Raw genomic sequence first — 13,058 nt, forward strand, 5'->3', positions numbered from 1 at the left:
GGGGTCGCCGTCGGTGGAGAGAAGGGGGAACTGGCCCACGTGCGGGGTGATGCGGGGCAGGACGTGGTCGCCGGTGAAGAAGACGTCGGCGTCGTCCAGGTGCAGGCACAGGTGTCCGGGGCTGTGGCCGGGGGTCCACACGGCGCGCAGGCTGCGTCCGGGCAGGTCGACAGTATCGCCGTCCTTGAGGGCCAGGTCGGGCACGGCGGAGGGTTCGGGGAGGTCGGTCTCGGTGGCGAAGGCGGCCAGGTCCTCCTCCGGGAATCCGGCGCGGCGGAGCTGGTCTGCCAGGGCGGCGACCCGGTTCTCGGCGGGTTCGGCGGCCAGGCGTTCGGTGACCTCGATGTCGGCGGGGTGCATGGCGATCCATGCCCCGGAGGCCGTGCGCAGACGTCCGGCCAGGCCGGCGTGGTCGGGGTGGAAGTGGGTGAGTACAGCGCCCCGGACGCCCTCGATGCTGTGGCCGGTCTGTTCGACGGCACGGGTGAGGGCGTCCCAGGACTCCTCGTGGTTCCAGCCGGTGTCGACGAGGGCCGCTCCGTCGTCGCCGGAGACGAGGTAGACGTAGGTGAAGCCGAGCGGATTGCCGGGGATGGGCACCGGCAGGCTCCAGACGCCGTGGTCGAGCTCCTCGACCCGGGGCATCTCGCGCATCCTGACACCTCTCCAATCGAAACCGAATCGGATTCGATGATACTGGCGCGGGTGTCGGGCGACCTGGGCAGGTCGGGATCGACGGGGCGACCCCAGTGAAATAGAACATATTCTATTGAGTCTGGGCGGAAGGGTGGAAACTCTCTTCCAACTCTCGTACAGCCTCTGCCACGTCGCACGATGAGGCGCGGATCATGGGTTCGATCGGCTGCGCGCGCGGGAATGGCTCGGATAACGTGTTCTCATCGAGGCGCCCGCGCGGAGGCTGCGGCGCCGATGAGCTGGGTTCCAGGACCGCGGCGGACGGGCAGCGCGCGGGCCGAAGAGGAATGGGAGAGATCCTGTGGCCGTGCAGGCGCCGACCGGAACGCTGTCGCGAAGTCAGACCCAGCGTCGCAAACGCATCGTGCAGACCGCTGCGGCGCTGGCCGTGCGCGGCGGTGTCGAGGCCATGCAGATGCGTTCGGTCGCCGAACGGGCCGGGGTCGCCCTGGGCACCCTCTACCGCTACTTCCCGTCCAAGATGGACCTCGTGGTCGCCGTGGTGACCGAGGAGCTCGACCTGCTCGAGGGCGGGATCGTGCGTCGCCCGCCCACGGCCGAGACCCCTGCCGGGCGCGCCGTCGACGTGCTGCTGCGCGCCACCCGCGGGCTCATGCGCGAGCCCGAGCTGGCCGACGCGCTCGTGCGTTCCCTGATCATGGCCGAGGTCAAGATCGAGTTAGACGTGCGCATCTCCGACCTGGTCTGGCGCGTGGTCACCGGGGCCCTGGACACCGATGATGAGGGTCGGCCGGTCGAGCCGGTGGACCGCCACGACGAGGGGTACGTGCTCGTCGGGTCGCTGACCAGCGTGTGGATCTTCGAGCTCGTGGAGATCCTCAAGAGCCGACGCAGCGTCGACGAGGCCGAGGAGCGCCTGCACCTGACCGCGGAGAGGCTGCTCGCCGACTTCTGACCCCGGACGGGCGGAGGATGCGCCCGGTGTGTCCGGGGCGCATGCTCCGGGCGCTATGTGTCGTTCGGGCCGAGGAACAGGTCCAGCAGGCCGCCGATGACCCCGCTGCGGCCTCCGTCCTCCTCCGGTGACTCCTCCTCGGGCGCTTCCGGAACCTCGGGGGCGCCGGGGTCCGGGTCGGACCCGCCCGGGTCCTCGTCATGCGGCGGATCGGGCTCCTGTGTGGCCGGGGGCGGGTCGGGCGATCCACCCTCGCCGTCCCGGTCCTCGTCGCCGCCCTCGCCGGGCGACCGCGGTGGGCTCGGCTCGGAATCGGGCCCGCTCGCCCCGTCACCGGGGGGCTGCGTCCCTCCGGTCTCGCCCTCGGTGGGGGAGGCGCTCGCCCCCGGGTCCTCGCGCAGCGCCGGCCCGGGAGCGTCGTCGGAGGCCGTCGGATCCGCACCCGAGACCGGTGGGGAGGGGTCGGGCCCTGTCGCTTCCGGGCCCACGACGGTCGCGGGACCCCCGAGCGCGCTCGCCCACAGCCACAGCCCGACCGCTGCGGCCACCGTGGCCAGACCCGACACCACAGGGAGCACACGCCGAGGACGTTCGGGTTCGACCGGCGCGGGCGACTCGCCGGGAGCGGCGAGCGAGGCGGTGTGCTCGGAGCGCACCGGGTGGTCGGCCGTGGTCAGGCGGTCCTCCGGCAACGGCCGGGGGAGGGGCACGGCCACCGCGGCTCCGCGGCCCCGCTCGCCCTCGGCCGGCGTACCGGGGCCGGCCCCCGACTCGTCGGGGCTCTCGGATGCGGCGGGCGTGCGCACTCGATGGGCTGGGAAACCGGAATCGTCGAGCGGACGCATCGCCGCGGCGATCCGCTCCCGCACGACGGTGAGCCCGGGGTCGGTGGAGCCGGCGAGAACCTCGCCGCGCAAGCCCGGTGGAGGGCCGGGTGGACGCAACTGTTCCAGGGCGGCCGCCACCCGCTCGGCCCGGTGCCGCCGCAGGGTCGCAGGTGCGTGCCCCTCGTCCTCCTCCAACGGGTCGGGAGCGTTTCGGAGCCCGTGCAGGTTGTCGGCGGCCCGTCGCACCGCGGAACGGGTCAGCTCCACACACATGCCGGGGGACAGGCCCAGGATCCTGGACGTGTCGGCCGGGGACAGCCCGTGGCGCAGGTCGAGCTCGACCAGCTCGCGGTGGCCGGCGGGCAGGTTCGCGTACATGCGCCCGACCGGCTCCTCGGCCGCGACGGTGGCCAGGTCCGTGTAGGGACACGAGCGTGCGAGCCCCCGCTGCTGGCATGCGGTGCGGGTGAGGGCGTAGAGCCAGGGGGTGCGTGCGGTGCCCGGGGCGCGTTCGCCGTCCAGGATCGTTGCGGCCACGAGCGCGTCGTGCACCGCCTCCGTGGCGCGCTCCGCGTCCCCGCCCAGCAGCGACCAGGCGTACCGGTACAGCGGAGCGGCGAAGGCGTCGTGGAATGTGCGCGCGTCGGCGCCCGTCGGTTCGCCGGATTCGGTCCCTATGGTCACGATTCTCCCCCCGCTCTCTCCGTGACGCTAGCGACGCGTGCCCGGTGGCGTGGGGGAATCGGTGAGCTGTGTCCTGAAGGTAAGGGTTCTGTTACCCCTACCTTCGGGTAGGAGGGCGGGTCGCCCCGGGGCGGTGCCCCGGAAGCCGTCCCGAGACGCGCCGCGGGTCACTCCCCGCCGCGGGATGGGCTGCCGATGGAGACCATGCGCTCCACGGAACGCCGCGCCCGCTCGGAGACCCCGGCGTCCACCGTGATCTCCGTGGTCCCGTGGCGCAGCGAGTTCAGCAGCTTCTCGGAGTCGATCATCTTCATGTAGTGGCACTCGGCCCGGTCGTTGACCGCTTCGAACCGCGTCGTGTCGTTGGCGTTGCGCAGCTGGTGCAGCATCCCGGTCTCGGTCGCGATGAGCACCTTGGCCGCGTCGGTCTGCTCGGCCGCGTCCAGCATGCCGCCGGTGGAGAGCACCTTGACGCGCTCCTGCGGCACCGCACCGCTGCCCACCAGGTACAACGCCGATGTCGCGCACCCGCACTCGGGGTGCACGAAGACCTCCGCGTCGGGTTCGGCGTCCACGCGCTCGCGCAGGGTGTGTCCGTCGATGCCTGCGTGCACGTGGCACTCGCCCATCCACACGTGGATGTTCTCCCGACCGGTGACCCGCTTGACGTGTGCGCCCAAGAACTGGTCGGGCAGGAACAGGATCTCCCGGTCCTCGGGGATCGACCGGATAACGTCGGCGGCGTTGGACGAGGTGCAGCAGATGTCGGTCTCGGCCTTCACCGCCGCCGTCGTGTTGACGTAGGCGACGACCACGGCACCCGGGTGCTCGGCCTTCCACGCCCGCACGTCCTCGGCGGTGATGGTGTCGGCCAGGGAGCAGCCGGCGTTCGGGTCGGGCAGGAGCACCGTCTTCTCCGGGGCCAGGATCTTGGCGGTCTCGGCCATGAAGTGCACGCCGCAGAAGACGATGGTGCGCGCCTCGACCTGCGCGGCCAGTCGGGACAGCCCCAGGGAGTCGCCGGTGTGGTGGGCCACGTCCTGGATCTCGGGGCGCTGGTAGTTGTGCGCGAGGATCACGGCGTCGCGTTCCTCGGCCAGGCGGCGGACCTCCTCGGCCCAGGCCTGTCTGTTCGTGGTGTCGGTCGCGGTGGCTGCCATGGCGCTACTCCCTCGGGGCGGAAGCACGGTGCCGGTGACCGTGCAGGGGGCGGTCCATGCCCTGAGCAGAGTTTTCGTCTGTCAGGCACAAACTCCGTGAACCTTAACATGGTGCTCGACGGAAGGGACAGGGTGGATATCCCGCACGCGAACGCACCAGCCGTACCAGCAGCCGACGAGGGCGGCCCCGGTCAGCAGCAGCCCCCGAGGTTCGGCCACGAGGCACTCGCCGTCGTGCTCCAGATCCGCGAGGGTGAGCTGTGCGTCCTGCTCTGGCGCCGCGCGCTGCCCCCCTACGAGGGGTTCTGGGCTCTGCCCGGCGGTGCGCTCGGGGCCGGTGAGGACCTGGGTGTGTCCATCCGCAGGCAGCTCGCACAGAAGGTCGACGTGCGCGACCTCGCCCACCTCGAACAGCTCGAGACCCGCAGCGACCCCGAACGCGATCCCCGCCGCCGTACCCTGGCCACCGCCTACCTCGGCCTCGTGCCCGCCGACGTCGACCCGATCGTGCCTGCCGACACGGGCTGGCACCCCGCCGCCGACCTGCCCGCCATGGCCTTCGACCACGCCTCCGTCGTCCGCTCCGGTCGCCGCAGGCTGCGCGCCAAACTCGGCTACACCAACGTCGGTTTCGCGCTCGCCCCGCCGGAGTTCACCATGTCCCAGCTCTCCGGCTACTACCGCTCGGCGCTGGGACACGACGTCGCCGCCACGAACCTGCGACGGGTGCTGCTGCGGCGCGGACAGATCGAGGAGACCGGACGTTCGGTGCCCTCGGGACGCTCCGGTGGCCGGCCCGCGGCGCTCTTCCGTTTCCGCGACCGGAACCTGCAGATCACCGACGAGTTCGCGGTCCTGCGCCCGCCGAATGCGCCCTGAGACGCGGGTACACTCCCAGACCGTGAGCATTCGTACCGTGGTGTTCGACGTCGGTGAGACGCTGATCGACGAGACCCGAATCTTCGCGCGCTGGGCCGACCGCATCGGCGTTCCGCACCTGGCCTTCTTCGGCACCATCGGCGGCGTCATCGCCTCCGGCGGAACCCACCTGGACGCCTTCCGCCTGTTCGTGCCCGGGTTCGACCTGGCCACCGAGAGCGCGCGCTGGCGCGACCAGGACCCCGACGGCCCGCGCGAACACTTCGGCCCCGAGGACCTCTACCCGGACGTGCGCCCCGGTTTCGCGGCCCTGCGCGCCCAGGACCTCACCCTGGTCATCGCGGGGAACCAGCCCCCCGAGGCCGGGCCGGCGCTGGAGGCCATGGACCTCGGCGTCTCCGGGATCGGCATCTCCGACGAGTGGGGCGTGGCCAAGCCCGACCCCGTCTTCTTCGACCGCACCATCGACCTGGTGCGCGAGGTCCGCCCCGGCACCGAACCCGGCGAGATCCTGTACGTGGGGGACCGCACCGACAACGACGTGCTCCCCGCCCGCGCCGCCGGGATGCACACCGCCCTGCTGCGCCGCGGGCTCTACGGCTACCGCCACGCCGAACGCTCCGACGCCGCCCGCGCGGACGTGGTCGTCAACGACCTGTTCGCGCTCGACACATGGATCGCCGAGCACAACCGCGCCTGATCCCTCCCGGGAACCGCGCTCTCCGCCCCGGTACCGCCCGATCTGCACCGTCCGCCCCGGGGCCGAACACACCGCCGTCCCACCGCCGGCCCGGTGGCCGCGCCCCCGGAACCCCTGCCCTGCCGGACTTGCGTGCGCTGCGGTGTGTCGCCCGTTTGATCCCTCCGAAGGTGGGTAACGTGCGAACCTGCGCACGGTCCGAACCCCCGCGGGGCCACCCCGACACCGTCCCCGAATGGAGACCACCCACCGATGATCACGTTCGAGGGCGCCGCCAAGCACTATCCGGACGGCACCGTCGCCGTGGCAGGCCTCGACCTCACCGTCGAGAGCGGCCGCACCACCGTCTTCGTCGGCCCCTCCGGAAGCGGCAAGACCACCTCCTTGCGCATGGTCAACCGGATGGTCGAACCCACCTCCGGGAAGGTCCTGGTCGACGGACGGGACGTGCGCTCCCAGAACCCGGCCCAGCTGCGGCGTTCCATCGGCTATGTCATCCAGCAGGCCGGCCTGTTCCCGCACCGCACGGTCCGCGACAACATCGCCACCGTCCCCCTCCTCCTCGGCCGGGGACGCGGCCGCGCCCGGGCCCGGGCCGCCGAACTCATGGACCTGGTCGGACTCGAGCCGTCCCAGGCCAAGCGCTATCCCCACCAGCTCTCCGGTGGACAGCAGCAACGCGTGGGTGTGGCCCGCGCCCTGGCCGCCGATCCGCCCGTTCTGCTCATGGACGAGCCCTTCAGCGCCGTCGACCCCGTGGTGCGCACCGGGCTGCAGGACGAGCTCCTGCGCCTGCAGGCCGAGCTCCGCAAGACGGTCGTCCTCGTCACCCACGACATCGACGAGGCCGTCAGGGTCGGCGACCGGATCGCGGTCTTCCGCCCCGGTGGGGAACTCGCCCAGTACGACACCCCCGAACGCCTGCTCACGCACCCCGTCGACGACTTCGTGGAGTCCTTCATCGGCTACGACCGCGGGGTGCGCCGCCTGGCGTTCTTCCCCGCGAACCACCTCTCCCTGCGCGAGGACGTGGTGCTGGACGACCAGGACACCGTCGAACGCGCCCTCAACACCGTCGACACCGCCGGGGAACCCTGGGCGCTCGTGGTCGACCAGCGCCGCCTCCCGCTCGGGTGGGTGGCCGCCGACCGTCTCCGGCGCGAACCCTCCGGCGTGGAGCTGGGACGGCTCGACCTCACCGCCTACGGACACACTTTCGACGTCGAACGCGACTCCCTGCGCGCCGCCCTCGACGCCGCGGTGCTCTCCCCGGCCGGGCGGGCCGTGGGTGTGGACGGCGACGGGCGGGTCCTGGGTGTCGTCTCCCAGGCCGACCTCGGTGGCGCGATCTGGTCGGTGTCCGGATGAACGCCGTGTGGGACTGGGGCTCCGGGATCGTCGACTGGGCGGTGGCCAACTGGAGCCACCCCGGCGACGGTGAACGCGGCGTGTGGCCCCTACTGGTCGAGCACGCGCGCCTGGCCTACGTGTCGATCCTCATCGGCCTGGCCCTGGCGCTCCCGCTCGGGCTGGCCTGCGTGCGCTGGACCCGCCTGTACCCGCCGGTGCTGACGGGCGTGAACGTGCTCTACGCCGTACCGTCCATCGCGCTGTTCTTCCTCATGCTTCCCTACACGGGATTCAGTGACTGGACGGCGATCGTGCCGCTGGCGCTGTACACCCTGGTGATTCTGTTGCCCAACGTGGTCGACGGCCTGCGCCAGGTCCCCGAACACGTGCGCCAGGCCGCCATCGCGATGGGGTTCGGTCCGATGCGGCGACTGCTCACCGTGGAGACGCCCGTCGCGCTCCCGGTCATCATCGCCGGCCTGCGGGTGGCCTCCGTCGCCACCATCAGCATGGTGAGCGTGGCCTCCCTCGTCGGGCTCGGAGGGCTCGGACAGCTCATCCTCAGCGAAGGGTTCCGCCGCCAGTTCGACGCCCCCATCGTCGTGGGCATCGTCCTGACCGTCCTGCTGGCCTTCGCCACCGACGCCCTGCTCGTGCTCACCCAACGCCTGCTCACCCCCTGGGCCCGCCGCGACGGCAGACGCGGCAAGCGACGGCACCGGGCCACCGTGCCCGCGGGTGAGGCCACCGCCGCCGACGCGGGCACCGACCCGACCCAGACCGCCGACTCCGGGAACGGGGCACGCCCATGGACGTCCTGAACGAGCTCGTGGCCTGGTTCTCCGACCCCGGCCAGTGGAGCGGGCCGGACGGAATCCCCGTGCGCACCGCCGAACACGTCCAGTACTCCCTGCTCGGGTTGCTGGTCGCCGCACTCATCGCGGTCCCGGTCGGCCTGCTCACCGGGCACACCGGGGTCGGGGGGTTCGCGACCGCGAGCCTGGCCAACTTCGCCCGCGCCCTGCCCACCATCGGGGTGCTCTTCCTCATCGTGCTGGCGGCCGGCATCGGGCTGGTGCCAGTGGTCACCGCGCTGGTCGCACTGGCCGTCCCGCCGATCCTGGTCAACACCCACGAGGGCGTGCGCCAGGTCGACCCGGCCCTCAAGGACGCCGCGCTCGGCATGGGCATGCGCGGAGGCCAGGTCCTGCTGCGCCTGGAACTGCCCGTGGCCGTCCCGCTGGTCGTCAACGGCCTGCGCACCGCTGCCGTGCAGGTCGTGGCCACCGCGACCATCGCCGCCTACGTCGGAGTGGGCGGGCTGGGCCGCTACATCGTCGACGGGCAGGCCCGCCAGGACCTCACGATGATGCTCGGCGGTTCCGTCCTGGTGGTGCTCCTGGCCGTGGTCACCACCCTGCTGTTCGCCGGTCTGAGCCGACTCCTGGTCGCACCCGGACTGCGATCCCTGGCCGCCGCCCACAGGTAGCGGCCCCCGACCCGGTTCCACCCACGTGAGGAGCAACCACATGCGCAACGGGATCACCCTCGCCGGACTGCCCCTGACCGTGCTCGTGCTGAGCGCGTGCGGGGCCAGTGACCCCTTCGAGGGCGACGGCGGGGAAGGCGGCGGCAACGGGGAGGGCGGCGGTGCAGAGGCCGGCACCGTCGTCATCGGATCCGCGGACTTCCCCGAGAGCACCCTGCTCGCCGAGGTCTACGGCCGGGCCATGGAGGCCCGGGGCGTGGACGTGGAGTACCAGCTCAACATCGGCAGCCGGGAGGTGTACTACTCCCAGGTGGAGGAGGGCAACCTCTCGGTCTTCCCGGAGTACAACGGCGCGATCCTGGCCTACCTGGACGACGACGCTCCCAGCGGCAGCCCGGAGGAGACCGACGCGGCCGTGGAGGAGGCGCTGCCCGAGGGACTGGAGGTCCTCGAGTCCTCCGAGGCCGAGAACAAGGACTCGGTGACCGTCAGCCAGGAGATCGCCGACGAACACGACCTGGAGAGCCTCGCCGACCTCGAGGGCGTCGCGGAGGACCTGACCATCGGCGGCCCGCCCGAGTTCGAGACCCGGCACCAGGGCCTGGAAGGCCTGGAGGACGTCTACGGGGTCGAGTTCGGCGAGTTCCGTTCCCTGGAGGTCGCGCTCCTGACCCAGGCGCTGCTGGACGACGACATCCAGGCCGCGAACCTGTTCACCACCGACCCGCAGATCGCCGTGGAGGACTTCGTGGTCCTGGAGGACCCGGAGAACGTGTTCGGCGCGCAGAACGTCACGCCCCTGGTCAACTCCGAGCAGGTCGACGAGACCGCGCGCGAGGCCCTGAACGCGGTCTCGGCGGAGCTGACCACCGAGGAGGTCACCGCGCTCAACGAACGGGTGGTCGTGGACAACGAGAACGCCTCCGACGTGGCCCAGGACTGGCTCGCAGAGGCCGGCCTGGACTGATCGGAAGAGGCGTCCGGAGACCGAGGCCCCGGGAGAGCGGACCCGCCCTGCAACGCCGCGGGGCCCCGCTCCCGTCCCGGCCGCGGGGCCCCTACGCGAGCGGACCGTGTCAGTCGATGGCGTGGTAGCGGCCGACGCGGCGCACCAACGCGGCCCCTTGTCCACGGACCGCGGGCATGCCGATCACGTCGGCGAAGAAAACCGTGTGGTCGCCCACCTCGACGGTGTGCCGCACCCGGCACTCCATCGCCGCGAGCGCCTCCTCCAGCACCAGCGCCCGCGTGTGCTCGCCGCGGGTGTGCGGCTGGTTGGCGACCAACAGGCGGGCACTGGGGCGCCCCTCGGCGGCGAAGCGCCCTGCCAGCGCCTTCTGCGGAGAACCCAGCACGTTCACGGCGAAGGCCCCCACCTCCGCCATCACCTCGGCCATGTAACCGGAGGAGTCCACACTCACCGAGACCACCGGAGGCTCGGCCGAGATCGACCCGAAGGCGGTCACGGTCGCGCCGATGTCGTCGCGTCCGTCGGCCACGGTCACGACGGTCACCCCCGTCGCGACCGCGGACATCGCGTCCAAGTACTCGCTCACTGCTGTCCCGTCCCCCGTCTCGTACGTCGTGCGGCGCCGATCAGCGCAGGTCCCAGTATCCCGGCATGGTCAGCGGCCCTGCGTCGGGCAGCCCCAGGCGTGCGGCCGCGCCCGCCAGTGTGCCCCAGGGACTGAGGGTGGTCTCCGGGTCGGAGGCGGCCAGGTCCTCGCTCGACTCGTGCTGGCGCAGGCGGTCCAGCGGGTGCGGACGCGGGAACGCGCGTACGGGCAGGGCGCCCTCGCCGATGCGGTCGCGAACCATGCGCACCGCGGTCTCCAACCCGCCGAGCTCGTCGACCAGGCCGCGCTCCCGGGCATCGGCGCCGGTCCAGATACGGCCCTTGGCGACCTCGTGGATCTCGTCCCACGTACGGCCGCGGGCGCGCGCGACCTTGGCCACGAAGTCGTCGTAGGTGCTGTCCAGGACCGCGTTGATGCGTTCCCACTCGGAGTCCGTGAAGCGGCGGTCGGGGTGGAACATCCCGGCGTGCTCGCCCCGGCCGACCGAGTCGGTGGTCACGCCCAGGCGCTCCAGGAGCTTGCCGTAGACGGGCTTTCCGGTGATCACGCCGATGGAGCCGGTGATGGTGCCGGGCTGGGCCACGATCGCGTCCGATCCCAGGGCCACGTAGTACCCGCCGGAACCGGCCACACCACCCATCGTGGTGACGACGGGCTTGCCGGCCTCCTTGGTCAGCTCGCTCTCACGCCGGATCAGGTCGGAGGCCACCGCGGAACCTCCGCCGCTGTCGACCCGGAAGACCACGCCCCTGACCTGCGGGTCCTGACGGGCCGCCCGGAAAGCCGCGCCGACGGTGTCCGAACCCATGACGGTGCCGCCCGACAGCGGGGAGCGCCGGGACCTGCCCAGGGTGATGGCGCCCGAGGCCGAGATCACCGCGATGTGGCCGGGGCCTCCGGCGACCCGGGGGCGCGGGGGAGGGGTGTGCCGACGGTGGTAGCGGGTGACGAACTGCAGGTGCGGTGCTGCGTCGCGCTCCTCGGCCACCTTCTCCAACAGGTCGGAATAGACCTGGTCGCGGTAGCCGAGCTGGTCCACGAGCCCGGCGTCCAGGGCCTCCTCGGCCAGGACCGGTCCGCTTCCGACGAGCTCGCGCACCCGCTCCTCGGTGAGCCCGCGGGCCTCGGTGATGCCCTCCACGAGCTGGGCGTTGAACGAGTCCAGCAGCGCATCGACGGCCTCGCGGTGCGCGTCGGTGAACCCGGTCTCGGTGTAGGTGTCCAACGCGCTCTTGTACTCGTGGCGCCGGCCGACCTCGAACTCCACGTCGAGCTTGTCCGTGGCGCCCTTGAGGAAGAACTGCTGCCACTGCAGACCGGTGAGCCCGACCATCCCGGTGGGCGCCAGCACGATCTCGGAGAAGGCGGTGGCCATGTAGTAGGGCAGGTTGCCGTTGCCGCCCTCGCCGAAGCTGTCGGCCCAGGCCACGGCGGGCTTGCCGGTGGAGCGGAAGTCGGCGATGCAGTCCCGCAGCTCCTGGGCGCGCGCCAGTTGGAAGGAGCGCGCGTCGACCCGCACCACCAGCGCGGCCACGTGCGGGTCGCGCGCACCGCGGCGCACACCCTCGACGACCTCGAGGTAGTGCTGCTTGCGCCGGTTGAGGAGCTGGCCGATGGGGTCGCCGGGGTTCTCGTCGACCACCCCTTCGGACAGGTCGAGTTCGAGCACGACGGGCGCCTTGGGGCCGGGCGCGAACCGCTTCAGGGACAGGGGTTCCGTGATCTTCGCGAGGTCCACCATGGGCTCACCCTAGGTCCTGCCTGCGGGCGCCGCATTACCCCTGAGGCAACCGCAGGCACGCTGAGACGCTCTGGATCCCGCTGTCCAGGAGGGTGCCGGACCCGGGAGTCCGACCGCAGGAGTCACCCCGGCCCCACTGGGGTGGGTTGTCGGCCTCGTCCCCTCCGGTCCGGTGCGCGTGCCGTGTCGGATGGCGCTAGGGTTCGGGTCGGATCTGTTCCGGAACAGGCACACGGCTTTGAGAGGGACGACATGGCGGGCACGACGGGTGGGGCTGTCCACAGGAGACTGCGCGGACGCGTCGGCGCAGGCACGGGGGCTGCCGCTGCGGCGGTGCTGGTGCTCGGTGCCTGCGGCGGCGACGGAGGCTCCCTGGAGGATGTCGAGCTCCAGGCCGGCGAGGGCGGGATGATGCCGCCCGTGGCCCCGGAGGGCTCGGAGGGTACCGAGGCCCTCGACGTCGACGGTGTGAGCATCGAGGCTCCCGAAGACTGGGAGGTCCAGAACGAGGGCGGCACCCTGTGTCTGACCCCTCCCGGCCAGCCCGCCTGCGCGTACGGGTCGATCCAGCTCTTCACCGGCGCCGCCGACCAGCACCCGCAGAACTGGCCGCTGCAGGGCGAGGCCTTCAGCGACGACGACGGCTGGGCGGACAACACCGACAGCTGCCGCAGCCTCAACACCGCCGCCTCGGGCAACATCGACGTCGAGGGGGCCGAACTCACCAATCCCGGAGAGTTCGCCACGCACGCCGACGACCTGAAGTCCCACCACGCGGTCTGGAACGTCTCCTGCGTCAACGGCGACGAGTTCGAGGTGCGCATGTGGTTCCTGCCGGTCTCCGACGTGCTCCTGTACGTCTGGTCGGCCGACCCGCAGCACGACCAGCTCTACGACGAGGTCGCCGCGTCCATGGACACCACCGGCCACGACGGCTGAACCCCCGACGGATTCCCAGTTCCGGTGCCTACGCGGTCCTCGGAGGCCATAGGCTCGTAGTCGTCACACGACGAACAGTTCAGCTACGGCGCGGATGCGG

The 13,058-nt window shown here is 71.8% G+C and carries 13 protein-coding genes; 8 read left to right on the plus strand and 5 right to left on the minus strand.

Features of this window, described 5'->3' with window-relative positions:
* A partial coding sequence (locus D474_RS0124365) for an MBL fold metallo-hydrolase (RefSeq protein WP_017616097.1) occupies positions 1 to 654 on the minus strand: 654 nt, incomplete at its 3' end.
* Positions 655 to 997: 343 nt separating this feature from the next.
* Between D474_RS0124365 and D474_RS0124370 the strand changes: the two genes are divergently transcribed.
* On the plus strand, positions 998 to 1,612 hold the full coding sequence (locus tag D474_RS0124370; RefSeq protein WP_017616098.1) for a TetR family transcriptional regulator: 615 nt from the start codon (positions 998 to 1,000) through the stop codon (positions 1,610 to 1,612).
* A 53-nt stretch (positions 1,613 to 1,665) separates the two neighbouring features.
* On the opposite strand, the gene D474_RS0124375 is transcribed toward D474_RS0124370, so the two are convergent.
* On the minus strand, positions 1,666 to 3,123 hold the full coding sequence (locus tag D474_RS0124375) for a hypothetical protein (protein ID WP_020480272.1): 1,458 nt from the start codon (positions 3,121 to 3,123) through the stop codon (positions 1,666 to 1,668).
* A 167-nt stretch (positions 3,124 to 3,290) separates the two neighbouring features.
* A complete protein-coding gene (gene nadA / locus D474_RS0124380; RefSeq protein WP_017616099.1) occupies positions 3,291 to 4,283 on the minus strand; it encodes a quinolinate synthase NadA in 993 nt (330 codons plus the stop codon).
* Positions 4,284 to 4,391: 108 nt separating this feature from the next.
* Between nadA and D474_RS0124385 the strand changes: the two genes are divergently transcribed.
* The 6 genes from D474_RS0124385 to D474_RS0124410 all read left to right on the plus strand — a co-directional run bounded on the left by D474_RS0124385 (position 4,392) and on the right by D474_RS0124410 (position 9,668).
* Positions 4,392 to 5,162 (plus strand): NUDIX hydrolase, encoded by a 771-nt coding sequence (locus D474_RS0124385; protein WP_017616100.1) that lies wholly within the window; start codon positions 4,392 to 4,394, stop codon positions 5,160 to 5,162.
* A 22-nt stretch (positions 5,163 to 5,184) separates the two neighbouring features.
* Positions 5,185 to 5,862: an HAD family hydrolase gene (locus tag D474_RS0124390; protein ID WP_040704403.1), complete on the plus strand. Its 678-nt coding sequence runs from the start codon at positions 5,185 to 5,187 to the stop codon at positions 5,860 to 5,862.
* Between the two features lie 252 nt (positions 5,863 to 6,114).
* Positions 6,115 to 7,230, plus strand: coding sequence for an ATP-binding cassette domain-containing protein (locus D474_RS0124395; protein WP_017616102.1), 1,116 nt, complete (start codon positions 6,115 to 6,117; stop codon positions 7,228 to 7,230).
* Entirely contained in the window at positions 7,227 to 8,033 is an 807-nt protein-coding gene (locus D474_RS0124400; RefSeq protein ID WP_017616103.1) for an ABC transporter permease, read from the plus strand. Before D474_RS0124395 ends, D474_RS0124400 begins: the two co-directional genes overlap by 4 nt.
* Positions 8,021 to 8,701, plus strand: coding sequence for an ABC transporter permease (locus tag D474_RS0124405; RefSeq protein ID WP_017616104.1), 681 nt, complete (start codon positions 8,021 to 8,023; stop codon positions 8,699 to 8,701). Before D474_RS0124400 ends, D474_RS0124405 begins: the two co-directional genes overlap by 13 nt.
* A gap of 40 nt (positions 8,702 to 8,741) precedes the next feature.
* Positions 8,742 to 9,668 (plus strand): ABC transporter substrate-binding protein, encoded by a 927-nt coding sequence (locus tag D474_RS0124410; RefSeq protein WP_017616105.1) that lies wholly within the window; start codon positions 8,742 to 8,744, stop codon positions 9,666 to 9,668.
* 109 nt (positions 9,669 to 9,777) lie between these two features.
* Here the strand turns inward: D474_RS0124410 and D474_RS0124415 are convergent, their stop codons facing one another.
* Both D474_RS0124415 and sppA read right to left on the minus strand, forming a co-directional pair.
* The gene (locus D474_RS0124415) at positions 9,778 to 10,236 is read right to left on the minus strand and encodes a flavin reductase family protein (protein WP_040704404.1); all 459 of its coding nucleotides are present in this window, start codon (positions 10,234 to 10,236) and stop codon (positions 9,778 to 9,780) included.
* A 61-nt stretch (positions 10,237 to 10,297) separates the two neighbouring features.
* Positions 10,298 to 12,019 carry a signal peptide peptidase SppA gene (gene sppA / locus D474_RS0124420; protein ID WP_017616107.1) on the minus strand — a complete coding sequence of 574 codons (1,722 nt, stop codon included), beginning with the start codon at positions 12,017 to 12,019 and terminating at the stop codon, positions 10,298 to 10,300.
* 252 nt (positions 12,020 to 12,271) lie between these two features.
* On the opposite strand from sppA, the gene D474_RS0124425 reads away from it, so the two are divergent.
* On the plus strand, positions 12,272 to 12,958 hold the full coding sequence (locus D474_RS0124425; protein WP_026118770.1) for a hypothetical protein: 687 nt from the start codon (positions 12,272 to 12,274) through the stop codon (positions 12,956 to 12,958).
* Positions 12,959 to 13,058 lie beyond the last annotated feature (100 nt).

Source organism: Nocardiopsis salina YIM 90010, assembly GCF_000341025.1.
GTDB lineage: Bacteria > Actinomycetota > Actinomycetes > Streptosporangiales > Streptosporangiaceae > Nocardiopsis > Nocardiopsis salina.